General features: G+C 32.5%; 26 protein-coding genes. 20 read left to right on the top strand and 6 right to left on the bottom strand.

Annotated features, from left to right (window positions below; all coding sequences use genetic code 11):
* The first annotated feature begins 372 nt into the window (after positions 1-372).
* The 9 genes from CEF14_RS04605 (at position 373) to CEF14_RS04645 (ending at position 11,214) form a co-directional block, all read left to right on the top strand.
* Positions 373-1,680, top strand: a complete 1,308-nt coding sequence (locus CEF14_RS04605; protein ID WP_102691767.1) for an aspartate aminotransferase family protein — start codon at positions 373-375, stop codon at positions 1,678-1,680.
* Between the two features lie 22 nt (positions 1,681-1,702).
* Positions 1,703-2,491 (top strand): transporter substrate-binding domain-containing protein, encoded by a 789-nt coding sequence (locus tag CEF14_RS04610; RefSeq protein ID WP_102694292.1) that lies wholly within the window; start codon positions 1,703-1,705, stop codon positions 2,489-2,491.
* A 518-nt stretch (positions 2,492-3,009) separates the two neighbouring features.
* Entirely contained in the window at positions 3,010-5,790 is a 2,781-nt protein-coding gene (locus CEF14_RS04615) for a GTP-binding protein (RefSeq protein ID WP_102691768.1), read from the top strand.
* A 653-nt stretch (positions 5,791-6,443) separates the two neighbouring features.
* Complete coding sequence (locus CEF14_RS04620; RefSeq protein WP_211284560.1) at positions 6,444-7,487, top strand: TDT family transporter; 1,044 nt, start codon at positions 6,444-6,446, stop codon at positions 7,485-7,487.
* Positions 7,488-7,502: 15 nt separating this feature from the next.
* Positions 7,503-8,003 (top strand): GNAT family N-acetyltransferase, encoded by a 501-nt coding sequence (locus CEF14_RS04625; protein WP_102691770.1) that lies wholly within the window; start codon positions 7,503-7,505, stop codon positions 8,001-8,003.
* A 362-nt stretch (positions 8,004-8,365) separates the two neighbouring features.
* Positions 8,366-9,151 (top strand): transporter substrate-binding domain-containing protein, encoded by a 786-nt coding sequence (locus CEF14_RS04630; RefSeq protein WP_102691771.1) that lies wholly within the window; start codon positions 8,366-8,368, stop codon positions 9,149-9,151.
* A 22-nt stretch (positions 9,152-9,173) separates the two neighbouring features.
* Positions 9,174-9,836 (top strand): amino acid ABC transporter permease, encoded by a 663-nt coding sequence (locus CEF14_RS04635; RefSeq protein ID WP_102691772.1) that lies wholly within the window; start codon positions 9,174-9,176, stop codon positions 9,834-9,836.
* Positions 9,829-10,551 carry an amino acid ABC transporter ATP-binding protein gene (locus CEF14_RS04640; protein ID WP_102691773.1) on the top strand — a complete coding sequence of 241 codons (723 nt, stop codon included), beginning with the start codon at positions 9,829-9,831 and terminating at the stop codon, positions 10,549-10,551. The genes CEF14_RS04635 and CEF14_RS04640 overlap by 8 nt, the downstream gene beginning before the upstream one ends.
* 201 nt (positions 10,552-10,752) lie before the next feature.
* Positions 10,753-11,214, top strand: coding sequence for a GNAT family N-acetyltransferase (locus CEF14_RS04645; protein ID WP_102694293.1), 462 nt, complete (start codon positions 10,753-10,755; stop codon positions 11,212-11,214).
* A 34-nt stretch (positions 11,215-11,248) separates the two neighbouring features.
* On the opposite strand, the gene CEF14_RS18920 is transcribed toward CEF14_RS04645, so the two are convergent.
* Complete coding sequence (locus CEF14_RS18920) at positions 11,249-11,434, bottom strand: hypothetical protein (RefSeq protein WP_170061440.1); 186 nt, start codon at positions 11,432-11,434, stop codon at positions 11,249-11,251.
* A 295-nt stretch (positions 11,435-11,729) separates the two neighbouring features.
* On the opposite strand from CEF14_RS18920, the gene CEF14_RS04650 reads away from it, so the two are divergent.
* Positions 11,730-12,287, top strand: coding sequence for a glutathione peroxidase (locus tag CEF14_RS04650; RefSeq protein ID WP_102691774.1), 558 nt, complete (start codon positions 11,730-11,732; stop codon positions 12,285-12,287).
* Positions 12,288-12,407: 120 nt separating this feature from the next.
* On the opposite strand, the gene CEF14_RS18925 is transcribed toward CEF14_RS04650, so the two are convergent.
* Positions 12,408-12,575: a hypothetical protein gene (locus tag CEF14_RS18925; RefSeq protein WP_170061441.1), complete on the bottom strand. Its 168-nt coding sequence runs from the start codon at positions 12,573-12,575 to the stop codon at positions 12,408-12,410.
* Between the two features lie 368 nt (positions 12,576-12,943).
* Between CEF14_RS18925 and CEF14_RS04655 the strand changes: the two genes are divergently transcribed.
* Complete coding sequence (locus CEF14_RS04655; RefSeq protein WP_102691775.1) at positions 12,944-13,930, top strand: NAD(P)/FAD-dependent oxidoreductase; 987 nt, start codon at positions 12,944-12,946, stop codon at positions 13,928-13,930.
* 250 nt (positions 13,931-14,180) lie between these two features.
* Here the strand turns inward: CEF14_RS04655 and CEF14_RS04660 are convergent, their stop codons facing one another.
* Positions 14,181-14,456, bottom strand: coding sequence for a hypothetical protein (locus CEF14_RS04660; RefSeq protein WP_102691776.1), 276 nt, complete (start codon positions 14,454-14,456; stop codon positions 14,181-14,183).
* A gap of 524 nt (positions 14,457-14,980) precedes the next feature.
* Between CEF14_RS04660 and CEF14_RS04665 the strand changes: the two genes are divergently transcribed.
* From CEF14_RS04665 to CEF14_RS04700, 8 genes are all read left to right on the top strand, one after another.
* The gene (locus CEF14_RS04665; RefSeq protein WP_102691777.1) at positions 14,981-15,670 is read left to right on the top strand and encodes a response regulator transcription factor; all 690 of its coding nucleotides are present in this window, start codon (positions 14,981-14,983) and stop codon (positions 15,668-15,670) included.
* Between the two features lie 183 nt (positions 15,671-15,853).
* A complete protein-coding gene (locus tag CEF14_RS04670; RefSeq protein WP_245890049.1) occupies positions 15,854-16,654 on the top strand; it encodes a sensor histidine kinase in 801 nt (266 codons plus the stop codon).
* 98 nt (positions 16,655-16,752) lie between these two features.
* Entirely contained in the window at positions 16,753-17,514 is a 762-nt protein-coding gene (locus CEF14_RS04675) for an ABC transporter ATP-binding protein (protein WP_102691779.1), read from the top strand.
* Positions 17,504-19,501, top strand: coding sequence for an FtsX-like permease family protein (locus CEF14_RS04680; protein ID WP_170061442.1), 1,998 nt, complete (start codon positions 17,504-17,506; stop codon positions 19,499-19,501). The genes CEF14_RS04675 and CEF14_RS04680 overlap by 11 nt, the downstream gene beginning before the upstream one ends.
* A 171-nt stretch (positions 19,502-19,672) precedes the next feature.
* A complete protein-coding gene (locus tag CEF14_RS04685) occupies positions 19,673-19,885 on the top strand; it encodes a DUF6366 family protein (protein ID WP_102691781.1) in 213 nt (70 codons plus the stop codon).
* Positions 19,886-19,989: 104 nt separating this feature from the next.
* Positions 19,990-20,613 carry a VC0807 family protein gene (locus CEF14_RS04690; RefSeq protein WP_102691782.1) on the top strand — a complete coding sequence of 208 codons (624 nt, stop codon included), beginning with the start codon at positions 19,990-19,992 and terminating at the stop codon, positions 20,611-20,613.
* Between the two features lie 23 nt (positions 20,614-20,636).
* Positions 20,637-21,137, top strand: a complete 501-nt coding sequence (locus CEF14_RS04695; protein ID WP_102691783.1) for an HXXEE domain-containing protein — start codon at positions 20,637-20,639, stop codon at positions 21,135-21,137.
* 210 nt (positions 21,138-21,347) lie between these two features.
* Positions 21,348-21,779, top strand: a complete 432-nt coding sequence (locus CEF14_RS04700) for a YrvL family regulatory protein (protein WP_281256541.1) — start codon at positions 21,348-21,350, stop codon at positions 21,777-21,779.
* A 263-nt stretch (positions 21,780-22,042) separates the two neighbouring features.
* On the opposite strand, the gene CEF14_RS04705 is transcribed toward CEF14_RS04700, so the two are convergent.
* Positions 22,043-23,056: a DUF2332 domain-containing protein gene (locus CEF14_RS04705; protein WP_102691785.1), complete on the bottom strand. Its 1,014-nt coding sequence runs from the start codon at positions 23,054-23,056 to the stop codon at positions 22,043-22,045.
* Positions 23,057-23,166: 110 nt separating this feature from the next.
* On the opposite strand from CEF14_RS04705, the gene CEF14_RS04710 reads away from it, so the two are divergent.
* Positions 23,167-24,045, top strand: a complete 879-nt coding sequence (locus CEF14_RS04710; protein ID WP_102691786.1) for a LysR family transcriptional regulator — start codon at positions 23,167-23,169, stop codon at positions 24,043-24,045.
* A gap of 106 nt (positions 24,046-24,151) precedes the next feature.
* Here CEF14_RS04710 and CEF14_RS04715 read toward each other — a convergent pair whose 3' ends face one another.
* Positions 24,152-25,117 (bottom strand): quinone oxidoreductase family protein, encoded by a 966-nt coding sequence (locus CEF14_RS04715; protein ID WP_102691787.1) that lies wholly within the window; start codon positions 25,115-25,117, stop codon positions 24,152-24,154.
* Positions 25,118-25,394: 277 nt separating this feature from the next.
* Positions 25,395-26,105, bottom strand: coding sequence for a VIT1/CCC1 transporter family protein (locus tag CEF14_RS04720; protein WP_245890051.1), 711 nt, complete (start codon positions 26,103-26,105; stop codon positions 25,395-25,397).
* Between the last annotated feature and the right edge of the window lie 226 nt (positions 26,106-26,331).

Here is a 26,331-nt window from a genome sequence, read left to right on the forward strand (position 1 = left end):
GGATAGATACGAATATATTTTAGCTTGAACTCTGTTTTATTCAGATTCTCTAAAATATTTATAATGGAGCGAAAGACGGAAACTCTTACGGAAATAGCAAGCGAATTAAACCCCTGCACGAACGAAGGGAGGAGAAGGCTTGATGCTTACCTGTGGAAAGCGTCGGTCTGTAGCGAAATTGCAAATTATGAATATTACAAATTAATTAATTCAAGTAAAAAACAAGAAATATAAGACGTTATTTGTATTTAAAATAAAAAAAATAGATATATTTTTTTAATATTTTTATATAAAAACTATTTAAAAAATTAATATTTATGATATTATATTTATAAATATTAATTAATATATATTCAGAAAATTATTGGAGGAATACTATTGGAAAGTTGGCTCGATTTATATGACAATATGGGGAATTATTTAGCGCCAAGTATGGCAAAAGATCACCCCAACTTACCTGTAGTAAAAGAAGAAGGATGCTATTATTACGGGGCAGACGGTAAGAAATATTTAGACTTTACTTCCGGCATCGCTGTTGCGAACACTGGACATCGTCATCCTAAAATCGTGCAAAGCATTAAGAATGCTGCAGACCAATTAATACATGGACCTTCTGGTGTCATCATGTATGAATCGATTTTAGAACTTTCCAAACAGCTAGGTGAGATACTACCAGGTGATTTAGATTGTTTCTTCTATGGTAATAGTGGTACAGAAGCGATTGAAGGGGCATTAAAGCTTGCAAAATTCACAACCAAACGTCCATATGTTATTTCATTCACAGGTTGTTTCCATGGTCGTTCAATGGGTGCACTTGGTGTAACCACATCAAAAAGCAAGTATCGCAAATTCATGCAACCATCCCATTTGTCTTACCAAATACCGTATGCAAATGTAAAAGAAGCTCCAGCTGGAGTGGATCCAGTTGCTTATGTTGTAGACAAGCTAGAACATGATTTTGATCAATTATTTAAACATCAAGTAACACCTGAAGAAGTGGCAGCAGTTATTGTCGAACCTGTTCTTGGTGAAGGTGGTTATATTATTCCACCAAAAGAATGGCTTCAAAAAATCAGGGAAGTGTGTGACCGTTATGGTATTCTGTTAATCTTCGATGAAGTCCAAACTGGATTTGGACGAACTGGTGAATGGTTTGCTGCTCAAACGTTTGGGGTAACACCTGATATTATGGCGATTGCAAAAGGAATTGCTTCAGGACTTCCATTAAGTGCAACAGTAGCTAGTCATCAATTAATGGAAAAATGGCCAATTGGTTCTCATGGTACAACATTTGGTGGAAACCCAATTGCTTGTTCAGTCGCACTAACAACACTTGAAGTGTTCAAAGAAGAGAATCTTATTGAAAATTCAAAAGTTGTAGGTGCATATGCAGTTGAGAAATTAAAAGAAATTCAAGCTAAATACGATTGTATTGGCGAAGTTCGTGCAACTGGATTAATGATTGGAATCGATGTCATTGACCCAACAACAGGACATGGTGATGGCAAAGCACTGAAACAAATTTTAGATTTGGCACTTGAAGAAGGTGTATTGTTCTATCTTTGTGGCAATGAAGGTGAAGTCATCCGAATGATTCCACCACTTACAGTTACAGAAGAACAAATTGACGATGGCTTAAACATGTTAGATAAAGCATTACAAAAATATACAAATCAATAATAAGGGAGTTTTTAAAATGAAAATGAAGAAAAAATGGTTATTTGCGGCAACAGCAGTTTTAGCATTAGCACTTGCAGGATGTGGCTCAAAAGATACAAACAAATCAGCCGACAATGCCTCAAATGATGCAAAAAAAGTTCTTGTAATGGGAACAGCAGCAGACTATGCACCTTTTGAATATATCGATGCAAAAGTTTCCGATGATATTATCGGTTTTGATATCGATCTTGCAAAAGCTGCAACAAAAAAAATGGGTTATCAGCTTCAAGTAAAAGATATGGAATTCAATAGTTTAATCCCAGCACTTCAAGCAGGTAAAGTAGATTTCGTTTTAGCAGGTATGACACCAAATAAAGAACGTGATAAAGTAGTAGATTTCTCTAAATCTTACTATGATACAAAAGAATATATGCTAACTAAAAAAGATAGTGGCATTAAATCTGATGCTGACCTAGCTGGTAAAAAAGTTGGCGTACAAACTTCTTCAATCCAAGAAGATTTAGGAAAATCTTTAGCTAAAAAAATCAAAGGAATGCAACTTGATAGTCGTGACCGTATTCCTGAGTTAGTACAAGAAGTTAAATTAGGCCGTATCGACGCATTAATTACAGAAGATATCGTTGCGGAAAACTATTTAAAACAAAATAAAGACCTATCTTACTATGTAATTCAAAACCAAGAAGACCAATCTAAAGCAGCAGCATTCCCAGAAGGAAGTAAATTAACTGCACAATTCGATAAAGCTTTAGATGAACTAACGAAAGAAGGTACAGTTGCAAAATTAAAAGCAAAATGGTTTAAAGTGAAATAAATTTAAAAAATAATCGTTTACTCATAATAGAAGAAGCCCTATTTCTTGATGAAATTAAACATTAAGAAATTGGGCTTTTTTAATATTGGAGACGTCTAGGTACATCTTTTGTTGTCTTACAACTGAAAGGAAATTGAAAAAAGACTGAAACTTTTCTCATCAAAATTCAATCTTACTTAAAAAGTGAAAGAAAAATGAAATTTTCCAAAAGAGATTCTTTGTTAAAATTATTAGCAGAAGTCAATTTCATAATGCAAAATTCACATTTGAATTCCGAACATTTAAGATTACTTTTTATCTCGGTACAGACGGTGAGTCTTCGAAAATGAATCACATTTTCTACGTGCGGAGCTATTTCGGGGGAAGCTAATTCAATCTAACCTATGGGATAAATTATGGGGCTGTTCGAAAACGTTCTTTTTTTAGAACGGAAAAAGATTTATGAAATGGATTTCCATCAATACACTAAAGTGTAACAAATGAAGAAAAGAATTCTTCAAGATATAGCGGGGAAAAAAATGAGTTTAGAAAAACAATTAATAGAAAAGTTATATTATAAAACATTCCTAATGGAAAATGGAACACAGCCACCTCTTCAAGTACTTGGAGAAGCTTATTTAAACGAACAAAAAGATGAGAATTCTGATGGATCTTCTATTCGTTATGCACAAGGTGAATTTTATTATCACCATCAAGATTTTGAATCAGCTATATTTAAATGGGAAAAAGTCAATAATGAATTAGTACCATGGGCACAAAAAAATATTGCGGATGCTAACGTAGAACTGAACCAATTATCAGCTGCTGAAAAAGTATATACCTCTATTACTACTGATAACCAAATACTCATGATCGAAATTAAACTGCAATTACTGTCTCTTTACATCGTGCAAAATAATCTTGATTCAGCTTTCAAGGTGATCAAAGAAGCAGTTTCTTTAAATCCTGATTATCCAAACGTCACAACAATCGCACGATCCTTTTATGAAGAACAGCAAGATTTTGATAGTGCCGTAGAACTTGCTGTAAATGAATTAATTCGAACAGAATCTTCTATATGGTTTGAGGTATTAAAAGGATATATCGATAAGGGATTTACTAAAAATATTTCACCAGACTATTTTTATGATGTATTGGTTACATTAAATAATATAGATCAAGTACAATTTACGCAAATGGTTTCATCACTTTGGCACAGCTATAAAAATGAACAATATTACTTATTATGGCTTACAACTATAAATGAATTTTTCTTACATATAGAAATACATTCGTCCGATATATGGGACAAAATTTCTCTTCTTTATGAAGAAACGTATTTTGAATTAATTCAAGGTCAATATATGCTAAGACAATTACACGATATCATTCCAAATCTATTAACAAATTGGTTAAAGGTAGCCAACCCATCCCATTCCGTATTTCCATCTGCAGCAGTATTAACATGGGATGAAATTTTCCCTTTCAAAATAGATTCTGCAAATATAAATCATGCGGAAAATCTACTGTCAAATTCTATAAATCATGAGAATAGCATAGAGTATTGTTTACAACTTTTTGAGTCAATCACAAAGTGGGCACATCAACATGATTTAGAAATGGGTCATCGATTTAGATGGTTAGTTAACGAGCTTGCAGATTTGAGAACAAATCGCCTTTTAGTAACCGGATCTTCTGGAAACGGAAAAGCTTCATTCATGAACTCTGTATTAGGAGAAAATATATTAGAAAACTCAATTTCAAATGTAGTTGTAATTAAAAATGACGCTGAAACAGAAATTAACGCTATAACAGATTCAGCAATTACATCAACTGAGAATTTCTTTGATGATAACATGATGTCTCTACACCGCCAAACATATAGAGATCGAGCATGTTTTGAATTTAAATTACCATGTAGATTTTTAAGTGAAAATAAACTTACATTCGTTGTAACACCTAGCTTTAATAGAAATAACGACACTAGAGATGAGACCTTCGACTATTTAAATTCTGCAGACGAATTATTATTCATATTAAATGCTGATTCACCTTTTACTGACAAAGAACGTGATATTCTATTAAGCATTCAAGAACATACACCTAATCTGCAAATTCATTTCGTATTAAATAAAATCGATAACATCTACAGCGAAGCAGAAGCAAAAAGAGTTATACATGATACCCAATCGAGAATAAACGCCTATTTCCCACAAGCGAGAATTTTACCTTATTCTTCGTTTAATACAAATAACCAACAACTAAATGATTTAGCTGGGTTTATTCAATTTAACTTTAACCATAAAAATATCAATGCAGAACGTACGGAAAAGATATTGTTCTTCATTCGAAAAACAATTACATATCTTTTGAATAAACGTGTTGAGTTGGAAAATCGCCTAGTAGATTCTATTAATTGGAATGAAGATATGTTAGTTAAACTAAATGGTTTTATGAATAACCTAACTGATTTTGAAAAAGAAAAAATTCATTTAATGACAGAAGCATATCGTACAATGAAAAACAATTTTACGAATGAGCTAACAGAACATATTCCAAAATTATTGAAGAGTTGTTCTGATTTAATAAGTGAAGAAAGTGATTTTGGACATATTGATATTGAACTAAACACAGCGATGAACGAAAGAGTTCAAGAATATCTAAAACAAACTGTGTTACCTAATCTTGCTCGCTCTATGCAAAATTGGATTGCAACTTCAAATAACGAGTTCCTTCAAAGTCAATCGTATTTAGAGGAAATCAGTGAAGGACTTAACTTTTTATATGAAGAAAATCGAATTCAGTTAGAAGGTGACTTTAAAGTGCTTGATGACTGGCGTAGGGATACGGATCGAATGACAACTAGTATACAAATGGAAGAAGTAAATATCTTACACCGTTTTACACCAACGCAATTTTTACTGAAAAGTGCAGGTAAAATATTTGGGGTGCTTCCTAAAAATAAAGCTCTTATTTATAACAAATACAAGCAGTATTTAGAAAATGAAGATTATACCGATATAACGGAATCAATCATAAAGAAATTTTTCTTGCAATTTGAGCTATTTGAAAACGCATTAGAACGTGATATTAATATCTTCTTCAGAAATTCATATGATGCGTTAAAACAAGCAGTAGAGAACACTCATTTAGAAATACAAGAAAAAGAAGATACACTGCAAAAAATGAAATCAAATCATGAAGTTTATCATGATTCGATAACACTCTTTGAATTGAGATTACGTCTATGTGAAGTAATCTTAAATATAGGTGAGGATATTTCCTATACAGATTTAACTTTTGAAAAAAACATAGAGTAAATATAAAGTAACTCCAAAATATACTATAAAAGTTAACTTTGGAGTTATTTTTATTTTTGTTTGACTTCTAAATCATTGCCCCGCACACGAATGCATTTTCGAGGATTTCCCGTCAAAAGATGAAATTGACTTGAATTAATAATATATAATAAAAGTATTATAATGAGTCAATATCATAATTCAAAGTTTTGATATAAAATAGGAACATTAAAAGATTAAATTGTTGTGCAATATCTATTAGGGTATTGTCTAAGGAGCGGAAGATGGCGACTCCTGTGGGAAAGCGAGACAAGTGAGACCCCGCAGGTAGCGTAAGCGGACGAGGAGGCTCACTGCTCGCCCACGGAAAGCGCCATCTGGAGCGGCATATTCAGTAAATAGTATAATTGAAGTGTAACCCGAATTATTGGATCGTATATTTAAATAACATTCGTGTTTTACGACTAATTTATGAAATTGATTCAATAGAATATGTATAGAAAAAATATATGTAGACAAAAGCACTGAGAAGCGTCAGTGCTTTTGTTCTTTCGTATGAATTTTACAATTCTCTTGTAGTGAAAGTTATTAACTATTGAATAAAATCTCTTTATAATTATAGATGGAATTTTCTTAAAGGTTGTGTTGACATGTATTTTCTTTTACTGTTCATTTTGTATATTGGAATTTTGGGTTTCTTTATTCTTCACAAACGAGTTAAGTCGATTTCAACAACTTCTGGCGCGACCGTAATGGCAATGGGTATTATGCTAATTGGGATGATACAAAAATCCCCATTATATACACCGTTTATTGGTTATTTAGCAGTAACCTTGTTATTTTGTTTATACGGTGCTATTATTGCATTCATTTCAACTGATGTGGTAAAGAAGACATTTTACGACAATCATGCAAAGAATCCAATAAATAGCTTTGCCATCGGAACATGGGTTGCATCCACTTCTGTCGTTTGTCTCAATTTACATTATTACTTTTCTTCTTTAGTAATACCAGTTATTGTATTTTATTGTATTGGTTTTATCATATGGATCTGGTATTTGTGGATCATTACAAGAAACTTTTCAATAATTATGAAGAAGCTTGTTAATTTGACAAATTTACATGGAGTCATTTTGCTTTCTTGCGTTTCAACACAATCTCTAGTTATTGCAGGTGCCAGAATTTTTGGAGAGAAATTTTCTTTAAAACTAGAACTTGGTATGTTAGGAATAGGATTATTGTTTTATGTGATTGGAATGGTATTCATTATTAAATGCTATTGGAAAGATTCATTCATTGTTACTTTACAGAATTGGAAAAATACAAACTGTATTATTCATGGTGCTCTTTCTATTACAGGTCTAGCTGCATGTATAACTATGCAATTTTTAAATCAATGGCTCATCTACTTTTGGCTGGTCGTAACTTTCGTTTTTATTATCGTAGAATGCTTTGAATTAGTAAGAATGACTTTACGAATAAAACAGTTAGGAATTATTAATGGACTATTTGTTTATCATCCAACGCAATGGGCTCGAAACTTTACGTTTGGAATGTACATAAATTTTACAATGCATTTGCCAAAAGTAAACATGTTTGAAAATGCAAGATTCATCATTGTGGAAATTGGGATATATATTGTTGTCCTTCTCTTCGCAGTGGAAGTTCTGATTTTTATGAGAAGTATTGTATTAAGTAAAACCAGATTACAATTTTAAAGGAGAACTAAAAAAATGCACATTTTAGAAACAGATCATTTATATTTAAGAGAATATCAAAAGAATGATTTTTCATCACTTCATGCAATTTTTTCAGATGCTGAAACGATGAAATATTATCCTGCACCATTTACGGTAGAAAAAACAAAAAATTGGATAGAAACAAATCAAAATAGATATATGCAAGATGGTTTTGGGTTGTGGGCGGTTTGCTTAAAAGATACAGATGAAGTAATTGGAGACTGTGGACTTACAAAACAATTAGTTGAGGGAAATAATGAGGTTGAAATAGGGTATCACATAAACAAAAAATATTGGGGGAAAGGATATGCAACCGAAGCAGCTACTTGTTGCAGAGAATTAGCCTTCAATCAAATAGGGTGTAAACAGTTAATCTGTATCATTAACCCACAAAATAAGCAGTCCATCCGAGTAGCTGAAAAATTAGGTTTTACATTTCATAAGGAGGCTATCGTTTTTAATCAATTACATAGCATCTATGCTTTAACAAAATAGCAATAAGACAACAGAAAATGAAGAACTTTATCAGTCAGAATAGCTAAAATAGAGGAAATATTTCGAAAGGAATTATTACCCGAGGAATAAGGAAAAACGACAAAAAATTTAAAATAAACTTAATATTTTCGACAAAATGTTCAGTTTTCTATTTGAATTGAACATTTTTATCATAAATCTAAAAAAAATGCACATTATTACTTAAAAAGGACTTTAGTTTTTAAATATTTATGTTATTATATTCATAAATATTAATTAATATATATTCATTATTTGCAGCATACCCGTATTAATATGCACTATACTTACAACTCAAATGAAAGAATATATAGACTAAACAACCTATAGAATGGAGCTTTAAGATGAAAAAGAAATGGTTATTTGCAGCAGCAGCAGTATTATCTTTGTCATTAGCAGGATGTGGTTCTACATCAAACAAAACTGCTGATAACACAAGCGATCAAAACAAAAAAGTATTAGTAATGGGTACATCAGCAGACTTTGCCCCATTTGAATACATTGATCCAGCAAAATCAAATGAAATTATCGGTTTTGATGTTGATTTAGCGAAAGCAGTTACTGAAAAAATGGGATACCAATTAAAAGTTCAAGACATGGAATTCAATAGTTTGATTCCAGCTGTTGAAGCAAAAAAAATCGACTTTTCTATGGCAGGTATTACGCCAAATGAAGAGCGTGCAAAAGTAGTTGATTTTACCGATTCATACTATGATACACATGATTATCTAATTACCAAAAAAGACTTTAAATACGACAAGCTTGATGATTTAAAAGGCAAAAAAATTGGTGCACAAGTTTCTTCAATTGAAGAAGATACTGCAAAAGCAATCTCTGGTAAAGTAAGCGGTGTTAAAGTTGAGACACGTGACCGCGTACCTGAGCTTATTCAAGAAGTTAAACTTGGTAGACTTGATGCAATTGTTCTTGAAGATATTGTTGCAGAAAACTACGTCAAACAAAATAACGATTTGAAATTCTCAAAAATTCAAGGCGTTGAAAACCAAAAGAAAGCAGCTGCATTCCCAAAAGGAAGCAAATTGGTTAAAGAATACAATAAAGCTGTAAAAGAGTTAAAAGATTCTGGAGAAATCGATAAAATGAAAGCAAAATGGTTCAAAGTTAAGTAATTTAGGGAAAGAGGTTCTATAGATGAATTTGGATTTCACACCAATAATACCTTCGATCCCTTATATCATTAAAGGGATTGCGGTAACATTAGAAATTGCTGCAGTTGCGTGTGTGCTCGGTTTCATCTTAGGGGTATTACTTTCGCTAGTCAAATTAAGTGGCATAGCGCCACTTAAATGGCTAGCTGATTTTTATACTTCTGTATTCCGTGGTACACCACTTGTATTACAATTAATTATTATTTATATGGGGATTCCTCAAATGTTCCCAGAAATCAAAATTGAACCTATGCCAGCTGCAATTCTAGCATTCTCTTTAAATTCAGCAGCATATATTTCAGAAATTATTCGTGGTGGGATTATGGCTGTCGATAAGGGACAAAGTGAAGCAGCGCAAGCTCTTGGTGTCTCTTATGCTAGTATGATGAAAGATATTATCTTACCACAAGCGTTAAAAAATATTATACCTGCATTAATCAATGAGTTTGTATCGTTAACAAAAGAAACAGCAATCGTCACTGTAATTGGTGCACTTGATGTTATGCGTCGTGCATATGTTGTCGGTGGTGCGACCTTCCATTATATCGAGCCACTATTAATTGCTGGTGTAGTTTACTATATTATCGTATTAGTACTATCATATGTAGGTAAATTGGTTGAGAAGAGGATGAGAAAAGGTGATTAATGTACAAGATTTGCATAAATCGTTTGGAAAAAATGATGTACTAAAAGGTATTTCAACGACGATTCAAGATGGCGAGGTCATCGCAATCATTGGACCTTCTGGTTCTGGTAAATCAACCTTTTTACGTTGCATCAACTTACTAGAAACACCGACAAGTGGTAAAATCGTCATCAACAATCAAGATATTACGGAGAAAAAAACGAACTTAATGAAAGTACGTGAAAAAGTTGGAATGGTATTTCAACATTTCCATTTATTCCCACATAAAACTGTAATGGAAAACTTGATCTATGCACCGATGAAAGTAAGTAAAATTTCCAAAGCAGAAGCAGTTAAACGTGGTGAAGAATTGCTTAAACAAGTTGGTCTTCTTGAAAAGAAAGACGAATATCCAAATCGTCTTTCAGGTGGTCAAAAACAACGTGTAGCGATTGCAAGAGCATTGGCTATGCAACCTAATATTATGTTATTTGACGAACCAACTTCAGCGCTTGACCCAGAAATGGTAAAAGAAGTACTTGAAGTGATGAAATCTTTAACAAAAACAGGTATGACCATGTTAATCGTAACACATGAAATGGGATTTGCCCGTGAAGTGGCAGACCGTATTTTCTTTTTAGATGGTGGTCACTTAATAGAAGATACAGCACCACAAGAATTCTTTAAAAACCCTTCTACACAACGTGCGAAAGACTTTTTAGAAAAAGTTCTTTAACCGTAGCGCGAAAATTTGATATCAAAGGGCACCTACTAATCATTGAGATTAAGGTGTCTTTTTTTGGTTCTATGTCAATACTTTTTTGGGAAAAATTCCATTTGCAATAATATCAGGTATAAGCAACAATAGAATTAAGATTTATTGCAAATATGAAATGAAAGATAAGGAGCAATTAAATTGATAATAAGACAAGTAGAAATGGATGATTTTGATCGATTAATGGAAATTGAAAAACTGAGTTTTACTCCAGCAGAAGCAGCAACAGAAGTGGCATTTGTTAATCGAATTCGCATGATTCCGGACACCTTTTTAGTAGCTGAAGAAAATGGAGAAATTGTTGGTTTTATAAATGGTCCTGTAATGGATAATGCATTTATCACAGATGATCTATTCAGTGAAACAAAGGAAAATCCAGAAATCGGTGGTGTTCAAAGTATACTTGGACTAGCTGTTCATCCAACACATCGAAAAAAAGGAATTGCAACCATGTTGTTATCCTCGTTAGAAAAAGAAGCAGCATTTAAAAATCGCTCTGCAGTCACTCTAACATGTCTTGAATCATTAATACCTTTTTATGAAAAACATGGCTATCAAAACGATGGTAGATCTGAATCTGAACATGGTGGAGAAGAATGGTTTAATATGACAAAGAAATTCTAGTAAACTGATTAGGAGTTGACTTTGGTGAGCGAACTTATTTATTTGGCTGTACCAATAGATGGATTAAGAAATAGAATAATACTTTAACATCTGAGTCAATTTCATAATTCAAAGTTTTGATATAAAATACGAGCATTAAAAGATTAAATTGTTGTGCAATATCTATTAGGATATTGTCTAAGGAGCGGAAGATGGCGAGTCCTCGAAAATGCATTCGCATTTTCTTCGTGCGGTGCGAATTCAAGGAAGCTTATTCAATGTCCTGTGGGAAAGCGCCATCTGGAGCGGCATATTAAGTAAATGTATAGTTAAAGTGTAATCAATTATTGGATCGTATATTTAAATAGCATTCGTGTTTTACGACTAGAATAGTATTTATGAAATTGATTCATCTACGTAAATATTTGGAAATTGTTATTCATTAAAACTTTAGTAATGCATCGAAGGTATTATATTTTACTATAATAATTGTCATTTTGTATAATATGTATATACAAAGTAATTGGAGGATTAATATGAGTATCTATAATTATTTAGTAAAAAAGCCTAATGGTGAAATTCTATCAATGCAAACATATCGCGACAAAATCATGCTCATCGTAAATACTGCGAGTAAGTGTAGATTTACATACCAATTTGAAGAGCTTCAAAAACTCTATAATCGCTATCAATCTAAAGGGTTAGTCGTTTTAGGTTTCCCATGCAATCAATTTGCCAATCAAAACCCAGAAGATGGGGGTGACTCAAGCGATTTTTGTCAACGAAATTATGGAGTCACCTTTCCGATGTTTGAAAAAATTGAAGTAAACGGTGAAAAAACAGAACCATTATTCAATTATTTAAAACATGAAGTACCATATCGCGAATTTAATGATCAATCAATTGAAGAAAAAGTGCTAAAAATGAAATTAGAGGAAGAGTATCCTGAGTATCTAATCGGGAATAATATTCGATGGAATTTTACAAAGTTTCTTGTCTCAAGCACCGGTAAGGTATTAAATAGATTTGAACCAACAGAATCGATAGTAGATATTGAAAAAGAAATCGATCATCAACTTGCTATTAAGAAATAACAATATTTAGCAGAAAAAAAGCTCACCATTCATTTAGATATGGTGAGCTTTTTTCATAGTGCAATCTCCAAAAAAAATCGAGTAATTCTAAACGAACGATTTTCCATAAAGGAAAAGATCTTATCTCATCATATTAATTAGTTTTTCTTTTTCTTTTAAGTATTCAGCTTCCGTAATATCAGCTCTTTGAAGTAAGCCAGCTAATCGTTGAATTTCTTGTAGCATTTCTTCAGGCGTATATTGTTTTTTCTCACTAGCATTTCGAGAAGATTGTTGATTTGATGACATTGAATAACCTCATTTCATGGGTAATATACATATATTTCTTCCATATTATTTTACATGGGTCTTGGAAAGAATACAAATGCCTTTTTATGTAGCAGTTACTATTCGATGAACGCTTCTAATTTAGATATGTTTTTTTAGATAAACTCACCTAAATACAAACTAACTCATTAAAATATTGAAAACTGATAAAAATATTTTTATTTTTTCTATAGACCTCGCTAGTCTATATACAAAAAAGTAAAATTGGCAATAAGAATAAAAACATCAAAATCCTTTATGAAAGTAAAGTGTAATTTTAACATAACGAATAGTTAATGTTTCCCTACCATATTATGTTTAAAGTTTATTTAACTTGAAGAGGTGAGGAAATGGAAAATGATATTTTTGACATAACCATTATCGGAGGAGGACCAGTTGGTTTATTTACCGCTTTCTACGGAGGAATGAGACAAGCAAAGGTAAAAATAATTGAAAGCCTCCCTCATTTGGGTGGACAGTTATCAGCACTCTACCCTGAAAAGTATATTTATGATGTACCTGGATTTCCTAAAATACGTGCACAAGCGTTAATTGAACATTTAATCGCACAACTTCAACTATTTCAACCAGCCATATGCTTAGAAGAGATGGTCACGCAATTAGAAAAACAAGATGATGGAGTGTTTAAACTTTCAACAAACCGAGGTACTCATTATTCTAAAACTATCATTATCACTGCAGGAAATGGTGCATTTAGACCAAGAAAACTAGAGATAAGAAACGCTGTACAATACGAACAAAAAAATCTCCATTATTTTGTGAAAGATCTAAACCAGTTTGCAGACAAAAAAGTTGCGGTATTAGGGGGAGGGGATTCAGCTGTTGATTGGGCACTTATGTTAGAACCAATAGCTGATCAAGTAATCTTAATCCATCGTCGAGAAACGTTTCGTGCACATGAATATAGTATCGAAACACTATTAAAATCTTCAGTAGAAATGAAAATCCCAGTAGTTCCTATTGAGTTAATAGGTGAAGGGAAAATTAAGCAAATAATAGTTGAACATACTAAAAGAAAAGAAAAAGAAATAATCGATATAGATGAATTAATCGTAAACTATGGCTTCGTCTCATCTTTGGGCCCCATTAAAGATTGGGGTCTTGCATTAGAGAAAAACTCGATTGTCGTAAACGCTAAGCAAGAAACAAATATACCAGGAATATATGCTGCTGGAGATATTTGTACCTATGATGGGAAAGTCAAACTAATCGTAACTGGATTTGGAGAGGGACCAACTGCCATTAATCATGCAAAGGTGTATATCAATCCCAAATCCAAGGTACAGCCTTTGCATAGCACTTCACTATTTCCTTAATAAATGACTAAAAAAGAATAATGTTGAAAACTTGGTAAAAGAGCATGTTTTGAAAAAGATTGATCAAAACATGTTCTTATTTTCATTTATATGAATACGTTTGTTGATCTTGTTTTAGGCTTGATCCGCTTGTCCGCGGATGTAACGAAAATCAACAGTTTAGTATGAAAAAAATGGATCATTGATTCAAATATAGAATGAAACACTTACTACTTCTTAGACAGTCCTATTTTCAATTGATCAATATCAATTAACATATACTGGCTTCACCTTTTACTATTTTTCCATTTTTGTCATTAACATAGTCAGTTCCGTTCTCACAGTTTTCTTTATTTTCCCATTTAATTATATATTGATGCCCTTTGTGGCTAAGGGATATTATTTTAACTTCACCCATGCTTTTAGTGTGATTTTTTAACACAATTGATTTTGCTTGTTCTTCAGAAATTTTCGGTTCGGAATAGCCATTACAACCATAAATCAACAGAAGTGACGATATAGAAAAAATAAAAACGAGTTGTTTCATAAATTTTTACCTCCCAAATATTTAATCTTCCCTAAAAATCTTGGAAAACGTATTTGACTTTCTTTAGGGACGTTAATCAGATAAAAAGTTGAATTGATTTAATTTATATAAACACACATAGTAAATTTGGGTATTATGTGTGCCAAATTCGGATTATACTTCAAAGCTATCTCGCACTAAGCAATCGTTGAGCCTCCTTGATTTCCCGCAGGACATTGGAATTCACTTCCTTGAATTAGCACCTCACGGAGAAAATGCGATTGCATTTTCGAGGAATCGCTATCTTCCGGTTTTTAGATCATATACTACTAGATAATTGGATTGTATATGTAAAAAACTATTCATGAAATGAAACTGTAAAATTAATTTTATTATATACATTAAATAGGTTATATTGGAACAAATTTGAAAATTTCGTGTGTAAACGAACATTAAGCCTTTTATAAAGTAATACAAAGATTTCATCCATTTCCACAAAAATGGTATGATAAACTTTAGCAAAACAGTAAGGAGAACTTAGAAGAATGGCATTTAATATTTTGTTAATAGAAGATGATGAGGCTATATCTCAACTCATCAAAAAACATTTTCTACAATGGGATATGCAAATAGAAGTACCTACAGATTTTAAAAATGTAATGGACAGTTTCCATCAGATTCAACCACAAATGGTGATTATTGATATTCAGTTACCAGCTTTTGATGGTTTTCATTGGTGTCGCCAAATAAGAGCAATTACGAAAGTTCCTATACTATTCCTATCCTCGAGAGATCAACCGATGGATATGGTCATGGCCATGCAGTTGGGGGCAGATGATTATATTCAAAAACCATTTAATATGGATGTATTAATAGCAAAAGTACAGGCGGTTTTACGTCGAACCTATGATTATACCGAAGAGAAAGTAGAGCATGTATTATGGAATGGTGCAACTATTGATTATGCAACGAGCTCAATCACAAAAAATAATAAAACAATGGAACTGACTAAAAACGAACAGTATATCCTTCGTATACTTTTAGAACATAAAGATCAAATTGTTTCAAGAGACGATTTAATGAGAAAACTTTGGGATGATGAACGCTTTGTCAATGACAATACATTAACAGTTAACGTGAATCGTTTAAGAAGTAAATTAGAAGAGCTTTCTTTAACGGATGTCATTGTCACGAAGAAAGGTCTTGGTTATATGGCTGTTACAAAGGATGTGTAATCGTTGATTCGATTGTTTTTGAGAGAAAGGATATCTTGGATACTATTTTTTATATTCTGTATGATTTGGATGAACTTACTATTAAATTTAGACGTTGGATTTACGAGTATTTCAACTATGTACCTTAACTCCACATTACTATTTTTCTTCATGTGTTTTATTATATGGCGCTATATAAAAGAAATGAAAATAGTAAAGACCATTACAGACTCACCACATGAATTCCATCGTTTAGAAGACCTTATTCTTACGAATTTACATGAATCAGAACTAGATCTAGAACGATTCAAGAATGAATTGATGACCCAATTTTCAGAAGATCGAGATCAGCACCTAGCGTGGATTCATGAAGTGAAAACACCTTTAACGGCTATGAAGTTAATGATTGAAGATTTACCTTTAGAAACAAGAAAACCATTAGAACTAGAATGGTTACGAATCCACCTTTTGCTAGATCAAACGTTACATACATTACGCCTTAGAAGTATTGAACAAGATACAGTTCTGGATAAAGTCTCTTTATATCCGATTGTGTTAAAAGAAATTAAAGAGCTACAATCGTGGTGTTTTGCAAAGAATTTAGCAATCGATGTAGAGGATACCGACATAGCGATTTTAACAGATCAAAAATGGCTCTCATTTATTATCCGGCAAATTCTTTCAAATGCAGTGAAATATAGTCATAAGGGAGATACCATCACTATTTATGTAACGAAAGATGAAAAAGGACATCAAAAATTACATATTCAAGATACTGGAGAGGGCATTGACCAATCCGACTTACCACGTATATTTCAAAAAGCCTTCACGGGTTCAACTGGACGTAAACAAAGTGCGTCAACAGGAATGGGACTCTATTTAGCACAGAATTCAGCGAAGAAACTAGGAATTGTTATTGATGTCTATTCTGTTGTAAACGAAGGCAGTATTTTTACATTAACATTCCCAGAAGCCAATGAATTTGTAAAAACAATTACTAAGTGACAAAAATGTCATGTTCCAAATCAAAATGTAACGTTAATCGAACGATTCCACGTCCTTTAATTTATAGAATAGTAGTAGAAAATGCAGGAGGGAATCTAATGGGAATCTTAAAAGCAAGCAAAATTAAAAAAGTATACGGAAAAAAACTCTTCGCTCAAGAAGTATTAAAGGGTATCGATTTGGAAGTTGAAACGGGAGAATTTGTTGGGATTATGGGGCCATCGGGCTCTGGTAAAACGACTTTACTCAATGTTCTTTGTTCAATAGATCGTCCTTCAGAAGGTATCGTTGAAATAAATGGACAATTATTGCAAAAAATGAAATCAAAACAACTATCAGCGTTCAGACGTACTGAAATGGGCTTTATCTTCCAAGATTATAATTTACTTGATACTTTAACTGTAAAGGAAAATATTCTTTTACCTTTGGCAGTTGGAAAAACTAACAAACAAGAAGCGCAAACAAGATGCCGTCAATTAGCTAAACAATTAGGAATCGAAGAAATTTTAAATAAGTATCCAAATGAAATTTCAGGTGGACAAAAACAACGGACAGCTTCTGCACGTGCTCTTATTATTAAGCCAAGTATTGTTTTTGCTGATGAACCAACTGGTGCGCTTGACTCGAAATCAGCTGCAGCATTACTTGAAAACTTAGGAACTTTAAATAAATCAAATCGCGTTACGATTATGATGGTTACACATGATCCAGTAGCAGCCAGTTACTGCAGTCGAGTTCTTTTCTTAAAAGATGGAAAAATTTATACTCAAATATACAAAGGGGATAAAACTCGTACTCAATTCTTTCAAGAAATCATGAAAACGCAAGGTGTACTAGGCGGTGATGGTTATGAAGCTTAGTACTCTTGTAATTCGTAGTATGCGGAAAAATATAAAACATTACTATTTATACTTTTTCGCTCTTATTTTTAGCGCAGGCTTATATTTTTCATTTGTCACATTGCAGCATAATGGAGCCATTGTGAAGCTAACTCATTCAAGTATGAAGGCAGAAGCAGGCTTTAAAGTAGGATCTATCCTATTATTGATCATTGTATTTTTCTTTGTTTTTTATGCCAATCAATTATTTTTGAAGAGACGTAGTAAAGAAATTGGACTTTATCAAATGATTGGTATTCCAAAATCAACTATTTCGTATATGTTAACGATTGAGAATATCATACTTTGGGTTGGTGCAACATTTATAGGCATTCTCATCGGATTTTTCTTCTCACGATTTTTTGCATTAATTTTCCTAAAAGTGATTGATACAAAGAGAGAGGTAGCACTAGATTTCTCAACAGACGCTCTTTTACAAACCGTCTTAGTATTTGCTGTATTATTAATAGTTGTTTTACTCCAAACCATGTGGGTCGTTCATCGTACTTCATTATTAGATTTGTTTAAAGCGACAAGCAAAGCAGAACAAAAAATGAAAAAGATGAATCCATTTCAAATATTATTAGGTATTATCGGAATTGGATTAATCATCTATGGCTATTACCTATCTACAATCCTTTTTGAATTAGACAAAACAGTCACTTTAACTGATTTATATATTAAAATGGGAATGGTATTAGGGAGTGTTATTATTGGGACCTTCTTAATGTTCCGTTATTCAATCGCATTTATCATGAATATGATTCGAATGTCTAGAAAGGGTCATTTATCCTTAAATGATGTACTTTCTATCACGCCAATTATGCATCGAATGAAGAGTAATGCACTATCTCTTTCAATCATTACATTAATGACAGCTATGGCATTAGCTATTTTATCTTTATCTTATATCTCATATTATTCTGCTGAAGCTCAAACAGAACAATACATGCCCTTTGATATGTCAGTAGTCAATCATAAGGGTGAAACAAACTTCGAAACTGCATTACAGAAAGAAAATATCGACTATAAAAAATACAATTTTGACCTTTTAGATGTTCAAGTCGATACAACTTCGTTATTAGAAAAAGATTTAAACGAAGAAAATAAGAAAAATATTATAATGGATAATACTGTAATGAAGGAAAGTGATGTAAAACAAGTACTTCCAAACATCCAACTTCATAAGAATGAAGCGATTATGACGGGGTATAGCAGTGTTATGCAAAAATTTGTGCCAATGACGATAGGAAAAAGTATGACGTTCTATGTTAATGGTTCTAAACACAAACTAAAACTAATCGATATAGAAAAAGAGGCTAGTATTTCATCACAAGTTACTTATGGAGCAACAGCTATCGTTATTCAAGATGAATTATTTAATCAACTTCAAAAAAATAAAGCGATCCAAAAAAGTACAGAATGGAAATCCTATACAGGATATCAAATTAAAGAGCAAAGCCAAATGGAAAAAGCAATAGCTTTATTTAAAAAAGCCACAAATGATGGTACATTTAAAACAGTCATGAAAGATGGCAGTACTACAACGCTTCAATTAAGTCCTAAAGATGAAATCTATAAAGGATTTATTGAGAACATGGGGTTAATGATTTTCATCACCGGCTTTTTAGGCTCTGCTTTCTTACTAGCAACAGGTAGTATTTTATACTTTAAACAAATGACAGAAGCAGAAGAAGAACGTGGATCCTTCATGACGTTACGAAAAATTGGTTTCTCAACGGATGAAATTATGAGAGGTATCCATCGAAAACAATTATTCAGTTTCGGTTTACCATTACTAATTGGTATAAGCCACAGTTATTTTGCCGTAAAATCAGGTTGGATGTTCTTTGGTACAGAATTAGTAGTACCACTCCTCGTTACAATGGGAATATACATTCTCCTATATTCAGTCTTTGCGATTCTTACATCAAATTATTATAGAAAAATCATTAAAGAAATACTTTAAGTGAAAGAAGCATCTCAATTTACTATTGTATTGAGATGCTTTTTTATATAGTATTGAAATTAATCTAATTTATGGAAATTTATATACACCTGTCCATTTTTTAATCTCTTCCAGGAGTCGAACATGGAAGCATAGTTATGAAAAGAATAATTTTTATTGTGAGGTGATTATATGGGTTCTCGACAAGAAAAACCTGAAGAGAAAAGAGAACGGATAAGACGAGAAGAATTAAAGAACAACCCCTTTGGTACATTAAATGATGGAGTTAATCGTGTAGGAAATGGAAATTTACCTGATTTAGCCGGTGGACTCGGTTGGAAAGGTACTGGAATTTTAATAGTAGTATTGATTTTAGGTTATGTCCTATATAGATTATTGTTTTAAAAATAGTAGAGGTCAGTCCCTCTAATGATGAAATATTTATAATAAATATTGAATTCAATTTGAATAGATCATGGATATCCAAACATAAGAGTGAGGGGTAAAGGTTGCATAAGAATGTAGGAATAGTAGACTTAATCTTTTATGTAGTTTTCCCATTAGTTATTTGGCATTTCAGCAGGAAGTATATCGATGATTACTATGCTATGCTCATTTCCTCTGTCCCTGGAATCATTTATAGTATAATTCGTTTCTTTTTACTTAAGAAATTCAATTTCTTTGGTTTATTTATGATTAGTAGTTTGATTGTTGGTACATTGATTGATGTTTTATCAGGATCTGCCATTCAAATGCTTTGGAATAATGTCTATTACTCCTATTTCTTTGGGATTGTATACATCGTTTCAATTTTAGTGAATCGTCCTATCTACTTATATTTCTCACTAGATTTTGTTGAAATGCAGGGACATAACCAGATGAAAGAACTATTCTTTCAAAAGAAGATACTATTAATTTTTAAATGGATTACTTTTGGCTTTGCATTTAAAGACATATTACTATCTACCATTAAAGTTTGGCTAATTTCTAACTATGGAGTAGATGCTTTTGACAAAGGAATTGTTATTAGACAAATTATTGGATGGGGCATTGGAGGTATATCATTTTATGGATTTATTTATATTGCAAAACTGCTACAACAGCAAGAACTAACTGCTAAAAATATAAATTAACGCCATTATGGAGGGGATTTAAAGTGGAATCCATTGGTATCTTTTTTTGTTTAGCGATTACATTACATAATTTAGAAGAGGCTATTTGGTTACCTAAGTGGTCACAGAATGCGTCGAAGTTTCAAAAAAGCGTTTCACCAAGAGAATTTCATTTTGCTGTTATTGTTATTACACTTTTAGGATATTTATCCGCGTTTATGTATACATACTTTCCAGAAAATAGTATAGCAAAGTGGATATTTATCGGCTTTTTAGGATCAATGATTTTAAATGCGCTCGTTCCACACTTTATGGCAACAATCATCATGAAACAATATGCACCTGGTCTTATTACAGGAATTTTGTTGAATATCCCTATTAATTCTTTCATTATCAGAAAAATGTTTAGTAACCATTTGATCATTTGGAGTGAGTTAATTATTTCTACATTAATAGTAGGTATTTGTCTAACTTTATTAATACCAATACTTTTTAAATTGGGAAGAATGTTTTCAAATAATGATAGGGCAATACTAAGAAGTTGACCAACAACTTTAGTTACGTAGATCTTAAGTTACCGTCAAAAAGTTGCTGGTCCACAGTTTAGATGAAGCAATTTAAAAGAGTGGCTGTGGATTATTAGGAGAGATTCATAGGTAGTCACAATAATGAAAGTACAAAACATCCTAGCAAAATGATAGGTACTTAAATTTAATAATTAAAAGGAAGTATTTAAAATAAAAACAATAAAAACAATTGCTATTTGTATGGTTTTTGTCCTAATTATTTTACTGGGCATATCCTTTTTTGAACTTATAATATTGAGATTACTTGGCTTACAATATGATTCATTTGGTTCAATTGTAATTTTCTTCGGGTTCTATTTATTACTTGAATTACCGCTTTCATTGATAGCAAATGCAATTCCCAAAGCATTAAAAACTGTAGGTGTTATTCAATCCAGTAAAGGTTGGTTATCATTTTCCTTGAATGCAGTATTGACATTTACTTTAATTACTTTAATGGATACCATGATGACGAGTGTTAAGATAAATTGGAAAAGTGCTATTATATTTTCACTTATTACTGGTTTTATAAGTTGGAAGTTAAAAAAGAAAGAAGAAGAACCGCCAATGATTGGTAGTGAAGATTTTGAATTGATTTTAAGAAAAAGAAGAAAACCATAAAGTCAGTTTCCTCTATATTTAATTACATTACATTTTAGTAGAGACTAGATTTCGATTCTTCTTGTGATATACGGGGATTAAGATGAAGCTTGACCCCACATAACAAAGTCGAGTGAAGCAAAAGAATACTTGAGTGAAGCAAAGTATACGAGAAATTGCATCCTTTTGCTCTTGGAAAACGAAGCTAATTCTACATCATGATGTGGAAAGCAGATTTACTATTCATGTTCCACAGTTTAGTGTAGAAAGGAGACTCAACTTACTTACCAATAAAAATAAGCTCCATGTCCATCAGGTTTTTGTAAAAGTCGTTTTTGTTCTACTTGACCATCATTTATATAATCTACATGTAAATTCATATCATACATATTGTTGTATACATGATAAATGGATTGTTTTTGACTTAATTCTAGTAATAACTGCTGATAATTTTCTTTTAATTCATCTGAAAATTGATTTGCAACATGTGTATGAAAAATGACAAGCTGACTTTCCTCTGGAGTGTTATGGATGACTGATGGGAGTAAGTGAAACAGATCTCCTTCAAGCAATATTTTTGAAATAGCATTATTTACAATAGCAGCATTTTTAAAAAGTTGACGTCGTTCTATTTGTTCTGGCCAAATGAGTGATTCCATCCATAAATAATCTTCTTCATAATCTAGTCGAATAATATTCAAATCGATACCATATCGCTCTGACACTTGGTAGTCTGAGCAATTTTCTAAACGTTTGCCTAAATTCTCGGATTTCAAGCACACTTCACTTGCTGAATTTCCATAAAAAATTGTTTCATTTCCTTGTTTTATTTCATAATAAAATTGATCCACATTTAATAAAAGCCCAGCACTAGTACCAATCTCAATTAATACTAATGGCTTTTGTGCCTGATTTGCAATTTTGCTAAATATAGGATGCAAATAAGTTCCTCGACGAACCTCATTTGTTTGAACGTATTTCGTGTGAAAACAATGTTCAATTTCTGAATAATACCTCTTTACAAATTTCTTTAAGACCTTATAAGAATCTTCGATCGGCAGTGGGGGATGAGTAAATGATGCTACGTATTTTTTTAAAGGATCTTCTGTTTTGGAAAGTACATATTGAACCGATGCAAAAAATAGATTTGGTTTAGGCTGTGAAGCAGGTATCTTTTCGATAAATTGAAGCATTTCTTTGTCACGGATTATTTCTTTGCTCCAAAAATAATAAAGGGGACTACTTGTTTTAGCTTCATTTTCTGCAAAACGATTGAATACTTGGATAAGTGAATGCATGGGGGATCACCTCTTACAATTTTATACAATTTATAATAAACTAGATTATATATTAAGAAAATTAATGAAATTAAATCAAATTGATTAATATTTTTAATTAGAGGTGTGGCATGGAATTAAAATGGATCCAATCATTTGTAGTAGCAGCTAAAACTGGAAACTTTCGGGAAGCTGCAGATCAATTGTTTATTTCACAACCGAGTATTACTGTTCATATCCATCAACTAGAAGAAAGTCTCCACGTTCAGCTGTTTAACAGGGAACATACGAAGATTTCTTTAACCGAAGAAGGAGCATTTTTCTTAAAACAAGCACATGAAATTTTAGCAAAAGTAGCGGAAAGTAAGCGATCGACTCAGCTATTTTCAAAGCAAAAGAAAACGGAAATAACAGTCGTTTTATCACCACTATTAACTGAGACGAATTTACCGCATATTATTTATCAATTTCTGATGGAGCATCTAGAATATGATATTCGAATTATTGTGGAAGATTCGGAATTGATTGATGAGCAGCTACTTTCAAATAAAGCGCATATTGGTATAGGAATTGGAAAAAGTAAGCATCGCTTGATTCATGCTGAAAAGATTATTTCTAGTCCAATGCAGTTAGTTTGTCCTCTTGATCGTCAGGATGATGAAACAGGGAGATATTATGAACTATCGGATTTATTTGCTAAATATCCCTTGTTTACAGGGCATTTAAAAGAGGCCATTTTAATCGAACCATTACTACAAAAGTATATTAGTACAGTTCGTTTAATGTCTATATCACAAAGCTACATCGTTAAACGATTTGTGAAAGATGGTTTAGGCATGGCATTTTTACCTAAATCCATTATTTATAAAGAAATGATGGAAGGAAGATTTAATAGTATAGACTTTGATTTATTTGAATTGCCTACAGTTGATTTATATATGAAATACGATAAAGAAAACGATCAGATCATACCATTGCTAGATAAAATCAGAAATTCACACTTTTACTAACAAAATACTTTGTTATTTTCTCCATCAACTATTCAAAATTTTAAAAAAATAAGAATCATCCATTTTTGGACGATTCTTATTGATTACTTCTTGTATAACGCAACATTTAAGGTCGTAATAATATTTTTCCTGTGCTTTTGCGACTTTCGAGATAGTCATGAGCTTTTGCTCCTTCTGCAAGAGAAAATACAGTAGGGGATTGAAGTTGAAGTTTACCAGCAATTATCCAGTCGAATAATTGTTTAGAACGTTTTTGACGTTCTTCAAATGATGTAAGAACGTTCCATAAATCGCCACCAGTTAATGTTTTGGAAGTATCCATTAACATACGTGGATCAACTGGAGCAGGGTCTCCTCCTGACATTCCAAAGAATACGACTGTCCCACCGATCCGAGTTGCTTGAAAACTATCTTCGAGCGTTGAGCCGACAGATTCGTAAACTACATCTGCCCCCTTACCATTCGTAAAATCAATTACTGATTGAACCCAGTTGTCATCATATGTAAAAGCAACATCTGCCCCAATTTTCAAAGCTTTATTTGCTTTTTCCTTAGTTGAAGTAAGGCTAATTACTTTTGCACCATAGATTTTTGCGATTTGTATTAAATTTTGACCAACACCACCAGATGCTGCATGAACCACAACTGTATCATGTGGTTGAACTTGATAGCTATCACTTGTTAAATAGTGTGCTGTTAACCCTTGTAATAGTATGGCAGATGCTATATCAAAAGAAATTTCTTCCGGTAACATGATTAATTTATCTGCTGGTACTGCTACCAGTTCTGCATTTGCGAATGGAACATCTGCGAATGCTACACGATCACCAATTTGTACTTCCGTAACATTTTGACCAACCGCCTCAATTATACCCGCTCCTTCATAACCAAGGATATAGGGTGGTTTTCCAACTAAATGATAATTTCCTTTTCTTCTATAGATATCAGCAAAATTTAGTCCGATACTTTTAGTACGAACTAAGACTTCGTTTGGTTGAATTTTTGGATTCGGCAATTCCTCATAATGTAGAACATCAGAACCACCAAATTTGTAGAAAACAAGTGCTTTCAAAACTAAAACTCCTTTAGCAAATAGAATGAAATTATTTTATCATTAATCCTGTTTGTTTGCTTAGGATTTAGCTTATAAAGGTTGTTTGGAAATCAAATGACCTGAATGCACTGAGGTGAAAGTAGACATCTTATTTATATTAAAAAAATTGTTTAAATATCGTCATCGGTTTAAGAAAGAGATTAACGCTAAGTCATTTTCATGCCTGAAAAAAGGGCACGTACTATAAAGATTGTACGTACCCAGACCCCATGCATTATTGTTTTATTGGAAAAAATTACGATATCAATCTTGCAATTAAAAAAGCTATGCCTGCAGCTAGGCCACCGACCAATGTCGTTTGGAAAGCACTTTTAAAAGGCTTCGATCCTGTAATTTTTCCTTTGACAAATCCGAAAATAAACAATGCAATCAGTGTCATTATTACGGAAAGAAGAAGCGCTGAGTTAGCATTTGAAATAATCATATATGGGAATAAAGGAATAAGCCCACCAACAATATAGGATACACCAATCGTAGCTGAGCTCGTTAAAGCACGCTTTGGTTCTGGCTTTTCAAGACCAAGCTCATATTTCATCATGAAATCTACCCATTTTTCGGGATCTTTACTCATTGCATTAACTGCTTCATGGATTGAGGATTCAGGCAGATTCCATTCACGCAATATTTCAGCCACTTCTTCTTTTTCGCGATCGGGCAATTCCACAATTTCTCTTCTTTCCCGTTCCATTTCGGATGCATAATGCTCCTCATCTGTTCGTGCAGCAAGATAACCACCAAGCCCCATTGCAATTGACCCCGCAGCAATTTCTGCAACACCTGCTACGACAACTAAACTTGCATTTGAAATACTTCCTGATAAACCGGCAGCAAGTGCAAAGGGAACAGTCAATCCATCAGACATACCGATTACAATATCACGAATTAAATCGGATGCCATAAAATGCTTTTCATCATGTGTGCCTTTATTTATATCAGTCTCTGACATATAAATCTCCCTTCTGTATTAAACCATCTCTAAATAGGAGGTGATAATGAAAATACTTATCATTCCCCATAAAATGACACATGGTGCTTTTTCAAATGAAAAGCACCATGTTTTAAGTTTAATAATAATATGTAATTGTTTTTATTATATCATACCAAAAAATGAATGGAAAAATATTTGTTCGCTCTGATTAACCCTTTTCAGTAACAATACTGTATAGATTGAT

Source organism: Rummeliibacillus pycnus (assembly GCF_002884495.1).
Classification (GTDB): domain Bacteria; phylum Bacillota; class Bacilli; order Bacillales_A; family Planococcaceae; genus Rummeliibacillus; species Rummeliibacillus pycnus.

What these genes read in the sequence shown, in the direction of transcription:
- CEF14_RS04610 (WP_102694292.1), top strand. Translation starts at nt 1,703, where the DNA reads ATGAAGAAAAAATGGTTATTTGCGGCAACAGCAGTTTTAGCATTAGCA.
- CEF14_RS04615 (WP_102691768.1), top strand. Translation starts at nt 3,010, where the DNA reads ATGAGTTTAGAAAAACAATTAATAGAAAAGTTATATTATAAAACATTC.
- CEF14_RS04625 (WP_102691770.1), top strand. Translation starts at nt 7,503, where the DNA reads ATGCACATTTTAGAAACAGATCATTTATATTTAAGAGAATATCAAAAG.
- CEF14_RS04630 (WP_102691771.1), top strand. Translation starts at nt 8,366, where the DNA reads ATGAAAAAGAAATGGTTATTTGCAGCAGCAGCAGTATTATCTTTGTCA.
- CEF14_RS04635 (WP_102691772.1), top strand. Translation starts at nt 9,174, where the DNA reads ATGAATTTGGATTTCACACCAATAATACCTTCGATCCCTTATATCATT.
- CEF14_RS04645 (WP_102694293.1), top strand. Translation starts at nt 10,753, where the DNA reads ATGGATGATTTTGATCGATTAATGGAAATTGAAAAACTGAGTTTTACT.
- CEF14_RS18920 (WP_170061440.1), bottom strand. Translation starts at nt 11,434, where the DNA reads ATGCGAATGCATTTTCGAGGACTCGCCATCTTCCGCTCCTTAGACAAT.
- CEF14_RS04650 (WP_102691774.1), top strand. Translation starts at nt 11,730, where the DNA reads ATGAGTATCTATAATTATTTAGTAAAAAAGCCTAATGGTGAAATTCTA.
- CEF14_RS18925 (WP_170061441.1), bottom strand. Translation starts at nt 12,575, where the DNA reads ATGTCATCAAATCAACAATCTTCTCGAAATGCTAGTGAGAAAAAACAA.
- CEF14_RS04655 (WP_102691775.1), top strand. Translation starts at nt 12,944, where the DNA reads ATGGAAAATGATATTTTTGACATAACCATTATCGGAGGAGGACCAGTT.
- CEF14_RS04660 (WP_102691776.1), bottom strand. Translation starts at nt 14,456, where the DNA reads ATGAAACAACTCGTTTTTATTTTTTCTATATCGTCACTTCTGTTGATT.
- CEF14_RS04665 (WP_102691777.1), top strand. Translation starts at nt 14,981, where the DNA reads ATGGCATTTAATATTTTGTTAATAGAAGATGATGAGGCTATATCTCAA.
- CEF14_RS04670 (WP_245890049.1), top strand. Translation starts at nt 15,854, where the DNA reads ATGAAAATAGTAAAGACCATTACAGACTCACCACATGAATTCCATCGT.
- CEF14_RS04675 (WP_102691779.1), top strand. Translation starts at nt 16,753, where the DNA reads ATGGGAATCTTAAAAGCAAGCAAAATTAAAAAAGTATACGGAAAAAAA.
- CEF14_RS04680 (WP_170061442.1), top strand. Translation starts at nt 17,504, where the DNA reads ATGAAGCTTAGTACTCTTGTAATTCGTAGTATGCGGAAAAATATAAAA.
- CEF14_RS04685 (WP_102691781.1), top strand. Translation starts at nt 19,673, where the DNA reads ATGGGTTCTCGACAAGAAAAACCTGAAGAGAAAAGAGAACGGATAAGA.
- CEF14_RS04705 (WP_102691785.1), bottom strand. Translation starts at nt 23,056, where the DNA reads ATGCATTCACTTATCCAAGTATTCAATCGTTTTGCAGAAAATGAAGCT.
- CEF14_RS04710 (WP_102691786.1), top strand. Translation starts at nt 23,167, where the DNA reads ATGGAATTAAAATGGATCCAATCATTTGTAGTAGCAGCTAAAACTGGA.
- CEF14_RS04720 (WP_245890051.1), bottom strand. Translation starts at nt 26,105, where the DNA reads ATGTCAGAGACTGATATAAATAAAGGCACACATGATGAAAAGCATTTT.